The organism is Brucella pseudogrignonensis (assembly GCF_002252525.1).
Lineage (GTDB): Bacteria > Pseudomonadota > Alphaproteobacteria > Rhizobiales > Rhizobiaceae > Brucella > Brucella pseudogrignonensis.
The window spans coordinates 197061-213793 of sequence record NZ_NNRM01000041.1; the positions used below are offsets into that span (position 1 = coordinate 197061).

Here is a 16733-nt window from a genome sequence, read left to right on the forward strand (position 1 = left end):
AATCAAAAATCCCAGTCATCATCTTCTGTCGCAACAGCCTTGCCGATCACATAGGAAGAACCCGAACCGGAGAAGAAGTCGTGGTTTTCGTCGGCATTCGGCGAAAGCGCTGAGAGGATCGCCGGGTTGACCTTGCAGGCTTCCGCCGGAAACAGGGCTTCGTAACCAAGGTTCATCAGCGCCTTGTTTGCATTGTAATGCAGGAATTTTTTGACATCTTCGGTCAGACCAACGCCATCATATAGCGCTTCGGTATAACGCACTTCATTGTCGTAAAGCTCCAGCAACAGATCGAAGGCAAAGTCCTTGATCTCCTGTTTTTTGGCTTCATCAAGCTTCTCAAGAGCGCGCTGATACTTATAGCCGATGTAATAGCCATGAACGGCTTCATCGCGGATGATAAGGCGAATAAGGTCAGCCGTATTGGTGAGCTTGGCACGGCTCGACCAGTACATCGGCAGATAGAAGCCCGAATAGAACAGGAAGCTTTCCAGAAACACGCTGGCAATCTTCTTCTTAAGCGGATCTTCATCATTGTAATTTTCAAGGATCAGCTGTGACTTCCTTTGCAGGAATTCGTTTTCTTCCGACCAGCGATAGGCATCGTCTACGTCAGGCGTCAGGCACAGCGTCGAGAAGATCGACGAATAAGACCGTGCATGAACCGCCTCCATAAAGGAAATGTTCGACAGAACAGCTTCTTCATGCGGCGTGGAGGCGTCATCCATCAGTGTCACAGCACCGACGGCGTTCTGGATCGTATCCAGAAGCGTCAGGCCTGTGAACACGCGGATGGTGAGCTGCTTTTCTTCCGCTTTCAGCGTTTCCCATGATTGAATATCATTGGAAAGCGGCACCTTTTCCGGCAGCCAGAAATTGCCGGTCAGACGGTTCCAGACTTCAAGGTCTTTGTCGTCTTCGATGCGGTTCCAGTTGATGGCCCGCACAACCGCCGGCTTTTTCGCATTATTGTTTTTGAACTGCATGTTCATAGATTTCACCTTGGTCATAGGGCGCAGGAAACGCAGCCTTCAACCTGCGTACCTTCGAGCGCCATCTGGCGCAGGCGGATGTAATAAATCGTCTTGATGCCCTTCTTCCAAGCGTAGATCTGCGCCTTGTTGATATCGCGCGTGGTGGCGGTATCACGGAAGAAAAGTGTCAGCGACAGACCCTGATCGACATGCTGCGTTGCCGCTGCATAGGTGTCGATGATCTTTTCCGGGCCAATCTCATAGGCATCCTGATAATATTCGAGATTATCATTCGTCATGAAAGCAGCCGGGTAATAAACGCGGCCAATCTTGCCCTCTTTACGGATTTCGATCTTGGAAACAATCGGGTGGATCGAGGAGGTCGAATGGTTGATGTAGGAGATCGAGCCTGTTGGCGGCACGGCCTGCAGGTTCTGATTATAAAGTCCGCCTTCCATGACGGCCTTTTTCAGTTCCTGCCAGTCTTCCTGCGTCGGGATCGCAATACCGGCATTCTCGAAAATCTCGCGAACCTTCTCAGTTGCAGGCTCCCAGACCTGATCGGTATATTTGTCGAAATATTCGCCTGTCGCATATTTCGATTTCTCAAAGCCCTTGAACGAACTTTTCTGTTCAACAGCGATCAGATTGGATGCGCGAACTGCGTGATAGGCCACCGTGTAGAAATAGATATTGGTGAAATCGACGCCTTCTTCCGAACCATAGAAAATGCGCTCGCGAGCGAGATAGCCGTGCAGGTTCATCTGACCGAGGCCGATAGCATGGCTTTCATCATTACCGCGCGCAACCGAAGGGACAGAGCCGATATGGCTCATATCTGCAACCGCCGTCAGGGCACGGATGGAGGTCTCGATGGTCTTGCCGAAATCCGGGCTATCCATGGCTGCTGCAATATTGAGCGAGCCGAGGTTGCAGGAAATGTCCTTGCCGAGATGCTCATAAGACAGATCATCATTGAAGATGCTGGCTTCGCTGACCTGAAGAATTTCCGAGCAGAGATTGCTCATGGTGATGCGGCCATCAATCGGATTGGCGCGGTTCACCGTGTCTTCGAACATGATGTAAGGATAGCCGGATTCAAACTGGATTTCCGCTAGCACCTGGAAGAAATCACGCGCGTTGATCTTCTTCTTCCGGATACGGCCGTCATCAACCATTTCACGGTATTTTTCGGTGATCGAAATCTCGGTCATCGGTACGCCATAGACGCGTTCAACGTCATAAGGCGAGAAGAGGTACATGTCCTCGTCGTTTTTGGCGAGTTCGAACGTGATGTCCGGGATCACAACGCCAAGCGACAGCGTCTTGATGCGGATTTTTTCGTCTGCATTTTCGCGCTTGGTATCGAGGAAGCGCATGATGTCGGGGTGATGGGCGTGCAGATAAACCGCGCCCGCGCCCTGACGCGCACCGAGCTGGTTGGCGTAGGAGAATGAATCCTCAAGCAGCTTCATCACCGGAATGATGCCGGAAGACTGGTTCTGGATCTGTTTGATCGGTGCGCCGGATTCACGAATATTGGTCAGGCTCAGTGCCACACCGCCACCGCGCTTTGAAAGCTGCAGGGCGGAATTGATGGAGCGGCCAATCGATTCCATGTTGTCTTCAACACGTAACAGGAAGCACGAGACCAGTTCGCCGCGCTGCTTTTTGCCTGCATTGAGGAAGGTCGGTGTTGCCGGCTGATAACGGCCCGCAATGATTTCATCGACCATTTCGCGTGCGTGCTGTTCATTACCACGCGCAAGCGCAAGCGCCACCATGCAAACGCGGTCTTCGTAGCGCTCAAGATAGCGCTTACCGTCGAAGGTTTTCAGCGTATAGCTGGTGTAGTATTTGAACGCGCCGAGGAAGGTCGGGAAGCGGAACTTCTTGTCATAGGCATGATCGAAAAGATCGCGCACGAAATTAAACGAATACTGATCCAGCACTTCCCTCTCGTAGTAGCCTTCATCGACCAGATAGCCGAGCTTTTCACGCAGATTGTGAAAGAACACCGTGTTCTGATTGACGTGCTGAAGGAAGTATTGCTGCGCAGCCTGCCGGTCACGATACAGCTGAATTTTGCCGTCATCGTCATACAGGTTCAGCATGGCGTTTAGCGCATGATAATCCAGCGATGTCTCAGCAAGCTTCTGCGGCTTGCCGCCCGATGCAGCCCCCGATGCTGGGGATGACTCTTGCTTTTCCGAAGCGGCGACCGTCTCGCGCTCACGGGTCAGGGTTGTGTCTGCCGTGTCCAAAATCGTTCCATCCCGTCTTTAACATTGCCAATGTCTTCATCCGTTCCCAAAAGCTCAAAGCGATAGAGGTAGGGAACCTGACATTTTTCCGAAATTATTTTACCTGCAAGGCCAAAGCCTTCACCGAAATTACTGTTCCCGGCGGCGATAACACCGCGAATGAGGGATCGGTTATCCGCATCATTGAGAAAACGGATGACCGGTTTGGGAACAGCGCCTTTCGCACCGCCGCCGCCATAGGTTGGCGTTACGAGCACAAAAGGCTCGTTCACCCGCAACAGACCAGTATTGTCTTCATAGCTTTCCAGCGGAATACGCTTTGAGCGCATCCCCAGACGCATCACAAAGCGATGCGTGTTTTCCGAACGGCTGGAAAAGTAGACGATCTGGCCCATAACAAACCTCGGCAGCAGACCGGCGTTACGCCAGCGAGCTGATCATATCCGGGCGGAAACCGGCCCAATGGGATTCACCAGCAACAACAACCGGCACCTGGCGGTATCCGAGGCCCTGAACGAGATCGTACGCATCGGCATCGGCGGAAATGTCGATGACAGCATATTCAATGCCCTGACGGTCGAGCGCGCGAGTGGTTGCGGTGCACTGGACGCAGGCGGGCTTGCTATAGACGGTAACGTTCATTTTTTCCTCACTGGGGATGGAGCATTTCCAGCACTGTCGCAGAAGCATTTGGCGTTGGAGAATGCGTATAGACAGATGTTTTGATCCACTACGCCTCATACGAATGAAGGCGCAAACGGCATTCGCGCATGATGAAATGCGCGTGAAAAGCAACGAAAACTGAGAGGTACAACGCGCTTTAACAGCGCGAATCCTTCAAACTAGCCCGTAAATGGCGGACCGGAACTGTTTGGTCTTGAATTACTCGACATGCTTGTCACCCCGAAGCTTATGAGAGGGATATACGGGGCACCAAAAGACATGGCAGTACAATGCCATAACTTATCGCGCGCCAACCGGACACCCCGCCCGTGGACGTTCTCGTTCAAGGCAGGTCTCCTGGCTCACGGCTCATCGCTCGCATCCGTCTTCCCGGCCTGTGCCAGTGACATCTGGATTTGAGCTCGCCGCTTACAGTTGCGGGGGCAGCTATGGCTTAACAACATCCATCATGGATACCGCGCACCGTATTCCCATCTTCGCTTTTGATCCTCACGAATCGTAAGAACCTTGAACACAAGATATAGTATCTGAAGTTAAAAAGTCGTCAATGGATAGACGGATCAAAAAAACTAAATCTAGCCTTTGTTTCGTCCAGCCTGTGAATAGCAGGGATATGTAGCCGACTATTCCACAGGCTTGATCGGTTTGGGCCGGAACTCGGGCTTTATAGCCTTCAAAGCCATGCGATCCACTATATGTGGTGCCAGAAGTTTCAGCCAGCGCCCCAAACGCATTTGACGTGTCATCAACACTTCGCGTTTGCGATTGGTGATTCCATCCAGCATCAGCTCGACCGCCCGCTGAACAGACATCATATCGTCTTCGCGCACACCGCTCATACCAAGAGCACCACCGCTGGCACCATAACCCGTCTTACGAATATCCGTTTTGACAACACCCGGATAAACGATCGTCACCGAAATACCGCTCGGCTCAAGCTCCGATCGCAGCGCCTCGCAAAACCCTGAGAGCGCAAATTTGGTGCCACTATAGGCGGAGCGTCCCGGCACACCTATCAGCCCGGCAACAGACGACACCGCAACAATGCGTCCTTTGGTTTTGGCCAGATACGGGAGTGCTGCATGGATCGGCCAGACGCTGCCCCAATAGTTAAGCTCCATCAGATCATGCATCCATTGCAAGTCTTCCGGTTTGATCTCGGCAAAATTGGCATGGGCCGACATGCCCGCATTAACAATCAGCGTATCGATCCGCCCAAACGCAGCGGCCGTCTTTTCGATAAGCGCAATACAGGCATTGTGATCCGTGACATCCGTTGGAACGACCAATACCTGACTGCCCGATTGTTCAAGCTCGGCAGCAAGTGCCTGCAACTTCTCGGCATTGCGCGAAGCAAGAACCAGTGCCGCCCTCGCACCGTCCCGCGTACCGAGCTGTCGCGCGGTTTCAGCACCAATACCATCGGATGCACCTGTTATGATCGTTACTTCCATGAAGCCCTCCCTTGCTCGCATGAATAAGCGCATTCCGAGCTTACATTCCAGCTTGTCAGGCCGTCCAGTACAAGGATTTTGGGCATAGCCGCATCCGAGTGGTCTGATTCCAACATTTGCTTCCCTCGGTTCATGTGCTGAGCAAATATTGGAAATGCCCTATCCGTTTGTTTTAAGCGCATCTTGTTCCGAAAAACCGCTTAGCACTTTTCAGGATGCGCTCCAGGTTCACAAAGCCGTGTGGCCTGCACGACAAAGAATTTAACGAAATCAATGGCCTGCTGAACGTGCTCGTCAAGGCAACTATTGAATCGATTAAAATCCTTCGTCTTGGTCGAAGGGATAATTTGACAGCCGGGCTTTATATCCTGTATCGATCTATTAAATCCTGAACATTGTTCAATATATTGAACAATTAAGAAGAGGTCCTCCCAAGCATCTCTTCAGACGACCGATGCACCGGCTGCATCGGAAAACTGTCGGTCTGGCTTTCCTATACGTGAAAGCCGGACCGCTTGAAACCCAGCGCCTTTGTGCCGGCGAGGAATGAGAGACCTCGGCGCTGGGGAAATATGAATAAGGGTGGAAATTATGACTGTAGGTATCAAGCCATTTTCGTTCGACACGGTCGGCTCAATGCTTGTCGAGTGGGGGGCTGCAAAGCGTCTCGGCGAAATTCTGGGCGAGCGTTTCTCAGAACGCAAAATCCTCATCGTAACCGACAAGGGCCTGCACAAGGCTGGCGTTCTTAACGAAGCACTTGCTTCGCTTGAAAAGGCTGGCTTCGGCATCAGCATTTTTGATGCCGTCGTTGCTGATCCGCCGGAATCGGTTCTGTTTGAATGTGTCGATCAGGCTAAGGCAGCCGGTTGCGATATCGTGCTGGGCCTCGGCGGCGGCTCTTCGATGGATATTGCAAAGCTTGCTGCGGTGCTTATCGTCTCCGAGCAGGAACTGTCCGAGCTTTACGGCATTGGCAAAGTGCAGGGCACGCGCCTGCCGCTGATCCAGATCCCAACCACTGCTGGCACCGGATCGGAAGTGACAAACATCACGATCCTGACCACCGGCGAAACCACCAAGATGGGTGTCGTTTCCCGCCAGCTATATGCAGATTTCGTCATTCTGGATGCAGAATTGACCTGCGGTCTGCCAGCGCTTCACACAGCAGCCACCGGCATCGATGCCATGGTTCACGCGATTGAAGCTTATACCAGCCGCATCAAGAAAAATCCGCTTTCTGACGCTTTCGCGCGTGAAGCGCTGAAGCTCCTGTCAGCCAATCTGGTTGCAGCCTGCGAAAACGGCGAAGATCGCCATGCCCGCGAAGCCATGCTGCTTGGCGCAAACTATGCCGGTCAGGCCTTCTCGAACTCGCCGGTCGGCGCCGTTCACGCGTTGGCTTACCCACTCGGCGGTCACTATCATGTACCCCATGGCCTCTCCAACGCCCTGATGCTCGGACCAGTTCTGCGCTTCAACATGGCGGGCGCCGCTGAACTTTATGCAGAGCTTGCAGACCTGCTGCTCGGCAAATCGGAAGGCACGACAGAACAACGTTCAGCAGCTTTCGTTGATTATATGGAAGACCTGATGAACCGCTCTGGCGCACCACGCCGCCTGCGTGACGTCGACGTCACCGAAGAAAGCCTCGAAACGCTTGCCCGTGATGCAATGCTTCAAACACGTCTTCTGGGTAACAACCCTGTTGATGTGACGGAAGCTGACGCGCTGGCGCTTTATCGCGAAGCATTCTGATCCAAACATATAATTTAACGAGCATCCCGGAAGAGCGCGCCTGATAGCTGTTCTTCCGGAGCTTTGTTTCGTCCTTTCGGAGTAAAATCTTGAGCACTGAACGCATCGATGGTCAGGAGCAGCCATATTGGCCTGCCGGACCGTTCAAAATCCGTCTGCCTTTCGTTCATTATAAATTCGAGTGGCCTGATTACTGTCAGGGCCTTCTGATGTGTGCGGTCGACCTCTCGGCCATTCCACTGATGGCGGAACTGCTGGGAATGCCATTTGAAGTGGCGCTGGCCGTCGTGGTTCTCAACGGCCTGTTCTACCTCACACATCACCTGCTCGGCGACCCGGTCGTTCCGGGCTGGATCACTCCTGCCGTGCCACTCATCATGGCATATTGCGCTACCTTCCCCGAAGGTCCGGAACGCATTCATGCCCTTGTCTCCTTCCAGATGACATTGGGGCTACTGTCGATATTCATCGGTGCGACAGGCATCGCAAACCGCGTCATTGCCGCTATTCCGCAGGCGATTAAATCCGGCATCATCATCGGTGCTGGCTTTGCAGCTGTCATTTCCGTGTTCAAGGTCGGCGGCAACTTCGACATTTTCCCGTTCACCATCGCGATCTCGATCGGCCTGTGCTTCTATTTGATGTTCTCGCCGCAGTTCGCACGCCTTTCGCGCAATGGCGGCTTTTTCGGCCTGATCGGAAAGCTCGGCGTTCTGCCGTGCATCCTGCTTGCCGTTATTGTTGCTCCATTGTTTGGCGAAGCAAAATGGCCTGAATTCCAGTGGACGATCTCGTCGCCGGATTTCACCACGCTCTGGCGCGAATACACGATCTTTGGTCTCGGCATGCCACCGCTCTCGATGTTCCTGACGGCTCTGCCGACGGTTCTCGCAACCTATATCGTTCTCTTCGGTGACGTGCTGAAAACCAAATCGATCCTCGGCGAAGCACAGCTTCAGCGCCCGGATGAAAAGATCGATTACAGCGCCGACCGCGCCCACCTCGTTTTCGGTATGCGCAACACCGGCATGTCGGTGCTCGGCCCGGATGTGACCATGTGCGGACCTGTATGGGCTGCGATGCAGGTCGTCATCTGCGAACGCTTCTCCAAAGGCAAGAAGTCCATGCACTCGATCTTCGGCGGTGCAGGCTCATTCCGCTGGGGCACCAATACCGGCCTGTTCCTGATGCCAATCGTAACACTCGTGCAGCCGATCCTCGGCGTAGCGCTAACCCTGACGCTGCTCATTCAGGGCTATGTTTCGGTGCGTATCGGCGTGATGGAAGCCCGCTCGCAGCGTGATCTCGGCATCGCCGGTGTCACGGGTGCCGTTCTGGCGACACGCGGTGCTGGCTGGGCTTTTGCCACCGGCGTTGTGCTCTGCCTGATTATCTATGGCCGTGACTTCTTCAAAGGCGAGACCGATCGCACCTTCGTCAAGGACCAGCAATCGCAGTAATCTGACCAAAAAGTCTCCCGGAGGAACACCGGGAGACTTTCACTTCGAATAAGTTACCCAAAGGCAGATTTGCCTCTTCAAGAAGATTCCTATAGATTTCAGCCGCAGTCCGGCAATCGCATTTCTCCTCCCAACGTCTATTGCCGCGCGCTGCGTGTCAATTCGGAGTAAAAATTGCGTAGTGAACAATCTATTCTTCAAATATCCATAGCAGTTACTATTTTTGTTGCAGGCTTTGGTATCGTTTTCGGCCTTTTGTCTGGCTCATTTTCTATTGTCTTTGATGGTGTTTACATGTTTGCCGACGCTGCAATGAGCGGGCTTGCACTTGTTGTTGCCCGGCTAATTGCACTCTCTGCGCTACCAGAGCCTCCAAGCGGAAAATTACGTGATCGCTTCACCATGGGTTTCTGGCATCTTGAGCCGATGGTTCTGGGCCTCAATGGCATCATGCTGACCGGCGTTGCCATCTACGCACTCATCAACGCCATCGGCAGTCTGATGCATGGTGGCCGCGATCTCGAATTCAGTTACGCGATCTTCTACGCAGTTGTTGCCCTGATTGCCTGCCTCGGCATGGCATGGCTCGAAACCCGCGCGAACCGCAAATTGAAATCCGACTTCATTGCGCTTGATGCCAAGGCGTGGATCATGTCAGGCGGCATTACCGCTGCACTCCTGATCGCCTTTCTGGTCGGCTATTTCATTCAGGGAACCCGGCTCGACTGGGTAACGCCTTATATCGATCCCGCTGTTCTGGCCCTTGTCTGTATCGCCATCATTCCGATACCGATTGGAACCATCAAACAGGCGCTTGCAGACATGCTGCTTGTGACACCTCTCGATCTCAAACAGCATGTGGATCAGGTTGCAAAAGAAGTCGTTGAGCGCAATGGCTTCAAGTCTTATCGCGCCTATGTCGCCAAGGTTGGGCGCGGCAAGCAGATCGAACTCTACTTCATCGTGCCGCCCGATCAGCCCGCGCGAAAGCTCGAAGAATGGGATGCTTTGCGCGATGAAATCGGCGATGCGCTTGGCGGTGAAGGCCCAGACCGCTGGCTGACGATTGCCTTCACCACGGATGTTGAATGGGCCGTATAACGGCCCATTTTCACCAGCCATTATTCAGTACGCTGTCGCCGTTTCGTCATAAGCATGGGTGCATATTCGAGAACATACAGCCCAAAGGCCAGCATCCAGAGAAGCGCCGATGCCGCAAGGAATGTATGAAAGAAATTTGGCATCATTTCCGCGAATGGGCGGATCAGCGCTGACAATATCAGGCACAGATAGGCAATTTGGGTTGTGGGCGAAGCGACAAGTTCGCGTCCCGTATGCCCCCGGGTGGCACGGGTCATCACTGCCAACATCATACAGCCAATGACACCCACAGTCATAACGTGAAGAGCCGAAAATGGATTAAGCTGTTCGAGTGCTGCCAGCGCTATGGCAACAAAACCGGCAGGCACAAAGAAATATGCAACGTGCAGGACAAGAACGAGCTTGTCTTTTACCACGCTCCATCCGCGCCAGCGATAAAGCCGTACAAGATGCAGACCAGCGGCGATGATTGCGATGACAGCTGTCAACGAATGCTCTGGAACCACAATCCAGCTCACACAGGCGATGGCACCGACAAGAATAGCAAGACCATCATAGCGATTGAACGGCACCGGAAAGCGCTTGGCACCCATACGATTAAGCCAATTGCGCGTAAAGCTTGGGATGATCCGTCCACCGATTAACATAACCAGAAGCACATAAGCACTAACTCCGGCACGATTGGCAGTGGCTATGTCGCCATTCGTTATCGCCAGATAATGGAAGCAGAAATTGGCAAGCATAACGATTGCCACGCCGATCAGAACCTTGAGGTTTTTCCACTGATGGCCGGCAATGATTTCGCGCGACGCGATAAATAGAAGCAACGGCAGAAAGAGGCTTTCAATGCCGATTGCGATATAGAGATTAACAAGATCGGGAACCAGAAAAACCAATCGCCCTATGAGCCAGACACTGAACAGCAGGGCAAGCGATGTTCCCGAAACGGGCAAGCGGCCTGTCCAGTTCGGAACAGCCGTCAAAAGAAATCCAGCAAGAATGGCAGACGAAAAGCCGAACACCATCTCATGGGCGTGCCAGTTGAGCGCGCCATAGGCGCCGCCAACCGTCAGACCGAATGTGAGGGAGAGTATCCAGAGCAGCATGGCCAGAACGGCCCATATTGCACCGCCCAGAAAAAACGGGCGAAACCCATAGCTGAAGATCGCCGGGCCTGTCTTTTTATAGCCGCGCGCAATCGCACCACGACGTTCGGAGGGCATTCCTATGGGGGCTGTTTGGGCAGTTGAGGCTGCGGGGGTGGCCAGCAGGCCTTCCTTTATTGTCATGACGTCCTCATCATGTAACCGCAGCCAGAGCGCATCGTATCTGTCTCGAGTTTACCAGCGCTCCAGCATTATAGAGTTATGCAGCACGGCTGCATATTTGAAACCCATTATTTCGCGCTGGCAATTGCCTTTTCGAGACGCGCTTGAACAGGTTTGGGCTTCTTGGCAGCAACGATTTCGTCAAGATTGGCTGGATTGTCACCGACAACGATCAGAGCAACCATGCCCATCGCATAGTGCGGCGTGCATTTGACAAAATATGCGCCGGGTTCGGAGACGGACAGAACGTAATTCTCGTTAATCTTGCTTTTGAATTTTTCCGCAGCTGCTGGGATCATATCCTTGATCGACTCGACATTGTGTCCCTTGTCGACCGGAATAAATGTAATCGTATCGCCGGGATTTGCCTTGATGTAGGAAGGCTCAAAAACCATTGCACCTTCAGCACCCTTATTGAGCATGTGAACCTCAATATTTTCGGCCAAAGCGGGAGCAGCCATCGCAAAGCAAAGTCCGAATGCTGCGAATGGGATTGCAAACTTACGCATCTAATTTCATCTCCATGGGCCGGCCTCTGCAGCATCACGATGGTGCCCGAAGAACCGCGCTGTTGGAGATTTAGACTGACTCCGTTTCAATCTCTTTGATTGGGATCAAACACATTCAATATTGTTGATTATGACAGTCAAATATCCCGAATGGTCTGACGCGGCGACCCTAGATCGATCACGAAACAAAGGTGATTTGCATCAATTCTCGAAGCGCTGCTTCAGCAAACAATCGAGATTGCATGCCAAAACGAGCGTGACTTGCACGCCACACCCCGCGCTAAACACAGATTTCACGTAAATTGAAAGTTGTCATTAACGCAATGATTTCAGCTCCTTGCAGTGTGTTTCAAAATGCACCCGCAAATGTGATCGCTGTTTGTGTTGACTATTAACACTTCGTTAACCACAGTTTGTTGCAATCTGTTACATAGCGTTACAATCGCATTGGCAGGCCATATCGATACGAGGTGCATATTGGAAAAAATACGGCAGATAGAACAGCAGTCCTTTCAGGTAAGGAATAGCTCTGCCGTGTCCCAGATGACATCGTTTTGGGGCCTTATGCGCGCCTATTGGGTATCCGACCGCTGGAAAGAAGCCTGGGCCCTTACAATCGCGATCTTCATTTTCACCGCCTTCATCAGCAAAACCACTGTCTGGGTCGCCGAGGCTTCGGGGCTTCTGATGAACTCTATCGTTAATGTCAAAAGCGCCCCAGTTCAGAACCCGCTTATGGCAATTGCCATGAATGCTGGCGTGCTGATCCTGTTGATGTTGGCCAAGGACGTGCTTCTGGTCGGCTTCCGGCATCTTTTGTCTACGACATTGCACCGCAAATGGCGCAAATGGCTGAACGACAGCTTCTCTGATGCGATGCTGGATCGTAATCATACCCATTTCCATCTGCAGCAGGGCAAGGGTTCAAACCTTCCCGACAACGTTGACCAGCGCCTGCAGGAATCCATCAAGGGTATGACGGGCGGCGCAATCGGTCTTGTGATGGGTGTTGTTGGCGTCGTGCTTTCGGCCTTCTTCGTCGGCCAGAAGCTATTGGAGATTTCGACCGAAGTAACCGGTCTTGAGTTCCTCGGCTCTTACGGTGGTGCAATTCTGGCTTTCACAGCGATCATTATCTATGTGCCAATTGGCACACTGATTGCGATCAAGATTGGTCGCCAGCTGGAGCGTCTTAATCTCGGTATGCAGAAAGCTGAAGGTTCCTATCGTGGAGAGTGGACCACGCTTCTGCGCCGCAGTTTCCAGATATCAGCCTCTGAAGGCGAATCCGTCCAGCGGTCGGTGAACAAGCGTCTTTACAAAGACGTTGATGGCACCTGGAACAAGCTCAATCGCTTCGATGCTGCCTATCTCGCCTTCTCGCAAGCCTATGGGTTCATGTCGAACCGCATCATTGCTTATATTCCGGGCCTTGTTCCCTATATGAGTGGCGCTGTCAGCTTCCGTAATTATGTGACTGGCGCGGAACTTGTTGCAGCCATGATCAATGATTGCTCGTGGTTTATTCAGGTCATGCCAGCCATTGCCAATCTTCGGGCGAATGCCGGTCGTGTGACGGGTCTTGCACAGGCAATCGACAGTGTTCAGGAGCCAGCTGCATTCTATGCAACGTCCGGCGTCAACCGCTTCAAATTCTCCACCCAGCATTCACGCTTTGGTCTTTCCGTGCGCGATCTCACGCTTATGCAGGGGCCAGACAGTGAAGCACCTTTCCTACGTTCCGGCGTGATAAACATCCGCAGTGGTGACTGGGTTTACATGCGTGGAGAGTCCGGCTCAGGGAAAACCTCGTTCATCAAGGCACTGAACGGCCTTTGGCCCTATGGCACCGGCGACATCATCTATCCGCAAAATGCGAAGTCAATTTATGCAACACAGGAAGCAAAATTTCCTTCGGTCTCACTGAAGCAACTCGTCTGCCTTCCTGATGATGAAGCAGAATTCAACGATCTCTCTATTGCTGTTGTGCTGCATGAAGCTGGTCTTGGCGAATTTATCGAACGTATGAACGACGCGGATGCCGACGGCTCGCCATGGGATATGGTGCTTTCCGGTGGACAAAAGCAGAAGCTGGTGCTGGCACGCATTCTGCTGCACAAGCCTGCTGTCATCTTCCTTGACGAAGCTACAGGCGCACTCGATCCTGCATCGAAGCTTCGGTTCCACACAGCACTCAAGACGCGCTGCCCTGACGCTATTGTCATCAGCATCATGCATGAAGAGAAACTTCCAACGCTGGAAAACGGTGAAAGCGTCTATTCGCATGTTCTTGAAATTCGCAACGGATATGTCTCGCTGCGCCCAACCCACTACACAATCGATACGGGTGTAGCCATGGTGGCCGCGGAATAGAGAAAAGAAAGCTAAGAACGATCCGCCTTTGAGAAGGGGATTTCTTGTTCATCTATATAAGCCAAGTCATCATGGTCGAATGGATTACACAAGCTATGTCTATATCGCGATAGCCTTGCTGCCCTTCGTTGCCTGGGGATCAATCATCATCGCTCTGTCCAAAAAAGGCGAAACTAAACAGCAAAGCCTATCCAGAGCGAACAGATCCGCAGAGCACGAGCCAGCGGTTGAAGTATCCATCATTCCTTACGGATTGATTTTCCCACTTCATTACAGCTATCCATCAGACCGCCGTAATCTGGGCTGAAAGCCGATCTGGCCAAATGCTGGCATTTGACCGGACGCTTATTTTCAGGCCGCAGCCAGATCTGAAAAATCACCCTGGCGCGTAAACGCAATGCCCTTGCTGTCGAACAAATGGCAGGACTGCGGATCGATACCAATCCTGATTGCGGCATCACCGCTGATCGGTGCTGTGCCCGGCGTGATGATACAAAAGGTTTCGCTCATGCCTTCCGGCACGCTGTAAACAATAGTCTGCTGTCCAAGGCGCTCAACCACGGAAGAGCGCACGGTGATCGTGGTCGGGCCTTCGCCAATCGTCACATGCTCGGGACGAATGCCCAGTGTGAGCGTCTGGCCAACTTCCGGACGAGCCGCTTCTTCACAAAGAACCGGCAGAACCAGTTCATTGTCTGCAAGCTTCACACGGGCATAACCATTGCTCTCAAAACCAGCAAACGTAACCGGCAGCATATTCATGCGCGGGTTGCCGATGAAGCCGGCAACGAAGCTGTTGCGTGGGCGATGATACAGTTCAAGCGGCGTACCAACCTGCGAGATGTTGCCACCTTCAAGCACAACGATACGATCAGCCATGGTCATGGCTTCAACCTGATCATGCGTCACATAGATCATTGTTGCGCCAAGCTGCTTGTGCAGCTTTGTCAGTTCGATACGCATATCGGCGCGAAGCGCTGCATCAAGGTTTGAAAGCGGCTCATCGAACAGGAAAATCTTAGGTTCACGCACAATCGCACGGCCGATGGCCACACGCTGGCGCTGGCCGCCCGACAACATGCCAGGCTTCTGCTCAAGACGCTGATCCAGATGCAGGATCGAGGCCGCATGTTCCACCTTGCGCTTGATGGTGGCGTTGTCGGCACCTTCGACACGCAGTGGGAATGCGATATTTTCGTAAACGCTCATATGCGGATAGAGCGCATAGCTCTGGAACACCATCGCGATGCCGCGCTTGACCGGAGGCAGGTCGTTGACGCGCTTTTCATCGATGACGATATCGCCCGATGTCGTATCCTCAAGGCCCGCGATCATACGCAGAAGTGTGGACTTGCCGCAGCCCGATGGTCCGACAAAGACCATGAACTCGCCTTCGTTCACTTCAAGGGATACGTTCTTGACGACGTCAAACTGGCCGAAGCTCTTGACAATATTCTTGAGGGATAATTTTCCCACGCTGCTCTCCTGCGGCCGCAAATTCGTGTCCGATACACCGCCCTGACGCTAATCGCGGCAGGGCGGATCATTTATCGATTTAGTTCAGCTTCTTCAGCTCTTCATCTGCCTTCTTCAGTGCATCTTCAGGCTTTGCATCACCTGTAATGACGGACTGAACCATGGCAATCATGACGTTCTGGAAACCGCGCCAGTCGGTGAAGAGTGGCTCTGCACCACCGTACTGAATGCCTTCGATCAGAGGGCGCCAGTAAGGAATGTCCACCATCACTTTATCAACTGCAGGCGACGGACGCATTGGCGTCAGACCTTCGTCGGTTGCCAGTTCATACTCTTCCTGAACGGCAGGCGAAGTGATGTACTTGGCGAACTCGGCAGCCTTTTCTTCAACGCCCGAATCCTTGAAGATTGCGAGAGAGTCGGTCACGACCAGCGTACCCGGACCCTTGGCATCTGGACCAAGCGGAAGCGTTGCGATACCCCAGTTGAACTTCACGTCCTGAAGGCGAACAGCAGCACCCGATCCGCCCTGGATCATGCCAACCTTGCCGTCGAGGAAGATGGCGCGAACTTCATTCTGTTCGTAGGCCGTCGGGCCTTCCTGCGCATATGCCTTGATGTCGTTATAGGCATTGAGTGCAGCAAGAACCTGCGGGTTGTTGATGACGACTTCACCCTTGTCGTTCACGATCTTGCCGTCATTGGTGTAAACCCAATGCAGGAACTGGTGAACGGTGTTGTCAAAGGTCTTAGCCGACAGACCGTAGCCCGGAATGCCGGTCTTTTCCTTGATGATCTTGGCGAATTCGATTTCTTCAGCCCAGGTCCGTGGTGGCTTTTCAGGATCGAGACCAGCCTGCTTGAACAGGTCCTTGTTCCAGTAAAGAACCTTGGTCGAAAGCGCGATCGGAACGCCCCACTGGGTGCCGTCATAGGTGACAGTTTCAACGACGTGTGGGAAATAGGTTGCCTTTTCCTCATCCGTCATCGGGACAGACACGATCATGTCGTTGTCAGCAAATTCCTTGAGCGTGCGCGAACCGACATAAGCGATTGCTGGCGGCGTGCCTGCAGCAGCAAGTGTGGTTGCCTTGTCCTGGCACTGTGCCCAGCCGACTACTTCAACAGCGATCTTCCAATCCGGGTTCTTTTCTTCCCAAGCCTTGATGTATTTGTCATGCGTCTTGTCGAGCTTGTCGCCGCAATAGATCCAAGAGATCTCCTGCGCTGCTGCTGATGCACCAAGCGTGCCCAGCATCGTGCTGCCTGCGAGAACAAGCGCCGCAGCCCCCATTTTGAATATCGTCGTCACCTCTGGAAACTCCCTTATGTTGGTAGATTGTGTAGACGGA

13 protein-coding genes and 1 riboswitch are annotated in these 16733 nt (G+C 52.9%); of the genes, 4 read left to right on the forward strand and 9 right to left on the reverse strand.

Translation table 11 applies throughout. From position 1 onward, the window contains the following. Window positions 1-2 precede the first annotated feature (2 nt). The 5 genes from nrdF to CEV34_RS18755 all read right to left on the reverse strand — a co-directional run bounded on the left by nrdF (window position 3) and on the right by CEV34_RS18755 (window position 5376). Window positions 3-992: a class 1b ribonucleoside-diphosphate reductase subunit beta gene (gene nrdF / locus CEV34_RS18735; RefSeq protein ID WP_007877697.1), complete on the reverse strand. Its 990-nt coding sequence runs from the start codon at window positions 990-992 to the stop codon at window positions 3-5. Window positions 993-1006: 14 nt separating this feature from the next. After that, window positions 1007-3238, reverse strand: a complete 2232-nt coding sequence (gene nrdE, locus CEV34_RS18740) for a class 1b ribonucleoside-diphosphate reductase subunit alpha (protein WP_039860391.1) — start codon at window positions 3236-3238, stop codon at window positions 1007-1009. Then, on the reverse strand, window positions 3214-3633 hold the full coding sequence (gene nrdI / locus CEV34_RS18745) for a class Ib ribonucleoside-diphosphate reductase assembly flavoprotein NrdI (RefSeq protein WP_007877695.1): 420 nt from the start codon (window positions 3631-3633) through the stop codon (window positions 3214-3216). Before nrdI ends, nrdE begins: the two co-directional genes overlap by 25 nt. 25 nt (window positions 3634-3658) lie before the next feature. Continuing rightward, window positions 3659-3880 (reverse strand): glutaredoxin-like protein NrdH, encoded by a 222-nt coding sequence (nrdH, locus tag CEV34_RS18750; RefSeq protein WP_007877694.1) that lies wholly within the window; start codon window positions 3878-3880, stop codon window positions 3659-3661. A gap of 351 nt (window positions 3881-4231) precedes the next feature. Beyond that, a riboswitch (cobalamin riboswitch) is annotated at window positions 4232-4447 on the reverse strand. 98 nt (window positions 4448-4545) lie between these two features. Then, window positions 4546-5376, reverse strand: a complete 831-nt coding sequence (locus CEV34_RS18755; protein WP_007877693.1) for an SDR family oxidoreductase — start codon at window positions 5374-5376, stop codon at window positions 4546-4548. 591 nt (window positions 5377-5967) lie between these two features. Here CEV34_RS18755 and CEV34_RS18760 point away from each other — a divergent pair. The 3 genes from CEV34_RS18760 (at window position 5968) to CEV34_RS18770 (ending at window position 9695) form a co-directional block, all read left to right on the forward strand. Then, on the forward strand, window positions 5968-7134 hold the full coding sequence (locus tag CEV34_RS18760) for an iron-containing alcohol dehydrogenase (protein WP_007877692.1): 1167 nt from the start codon (window positions 5968-5970) through the stop codon (window positions 7132-7134). Window positions 7135-7223: 89 nt separating this feature from the next. Next, window positions 7224-8594, forward strand: coding sequence for a hypothetical protein (locus tag CEV34_RS18765; RefSeq protein ID WP_007877691.1), 1371 nt, complete (start codon window positions 7224-7226; stop codon window positions 8592-8594). A gap of 174 nt (window positions 8595-8768) precedes the next feature. Next, window positions 8769-9695 (forward strand): cation diffusion facilitator family transporter, encoded by a 927-nt coding sequence (locus tag CEV34_RS18770; protein WP_007877690.1) that lies wholly within the window; start codon window positions 8769-8771, stop codon window positions 9693-9695. Between the two features lie 20 nt (window positions 9696-9715). On the opposite strand, the gene CEV34_RS18775 is transcribed toward CEV34_RS18770, so the two are convergent. Continuing rightward, complete coding sequence (locus CEV34_RS18775) at window positions 9716-10984, reverse strand: NnrS family protein (protein ID WP_007877688.1); 1269 nt, start codon at window positions 10982-10984, stop codon at window positions 9716-9718. 107 nt (window positions 10985-11091) lie between these two features. Beyond that, entirely contained in the window at window positions 11092-11532 is a 441-nt protein-coding gene (locus CEV34_RS18780; protein ID WP_007877676.1) for a pseudoazurin, read from the reverse strand. Between the two features lie 534 nt (window positions 11533-12066). Between CEV34_RS18780 and CEV34_RS18785 the strand changes: the two genes are divergently transcribed. Further along, window positions 12067-13905 (forward strand): ABC transporter ATP-binding protein/permease, encoded by a 1839-nt coding sequence (locus CEV34_RS18785; RefSeq protein WP_039860387.1) that lies wholly within the window; start codon window positions 12067-12069, stop codon window positions 13903-13905. A gap of 351 nt (window positions 13906-14256) precedes the next feature. Here CEV34_RS18785 and CEV34_RS18795 read toward each other — a convergent pair whose 3' ends face one another. Together CEV34_RS18795 and CEV34_RS18800 are read right to left on the reverse strand one after the other, a co-directional pair. Beyond that, the gene (locus CEV34_RS18795) at window positions 14257-15381 is read right to left on the reverse strand and encodes an ABC transporter ATP-binding protein (RefSeq protein WP_064321264.1); all 1125 of its coding nucleotides are present in this window, start codon (window positions 15379-15381) and stop codon (window positions 14257-14259) included. Window positions 15382-15460: 79 nt separating this feature from the next. Beyond that, window positions 15461-16675, reverse strand: a complete 1215-nt coding sequence (locus CEV34_RS18800) for an ABC transporter substrate-binding protein (protein ID WP_039860362.1) — start codon at window positions 16673-16675, stop codon at window positions 15461-15463. Between the last annotated feature and the right edge of the window lie 58 nt (window positions 16676-16733).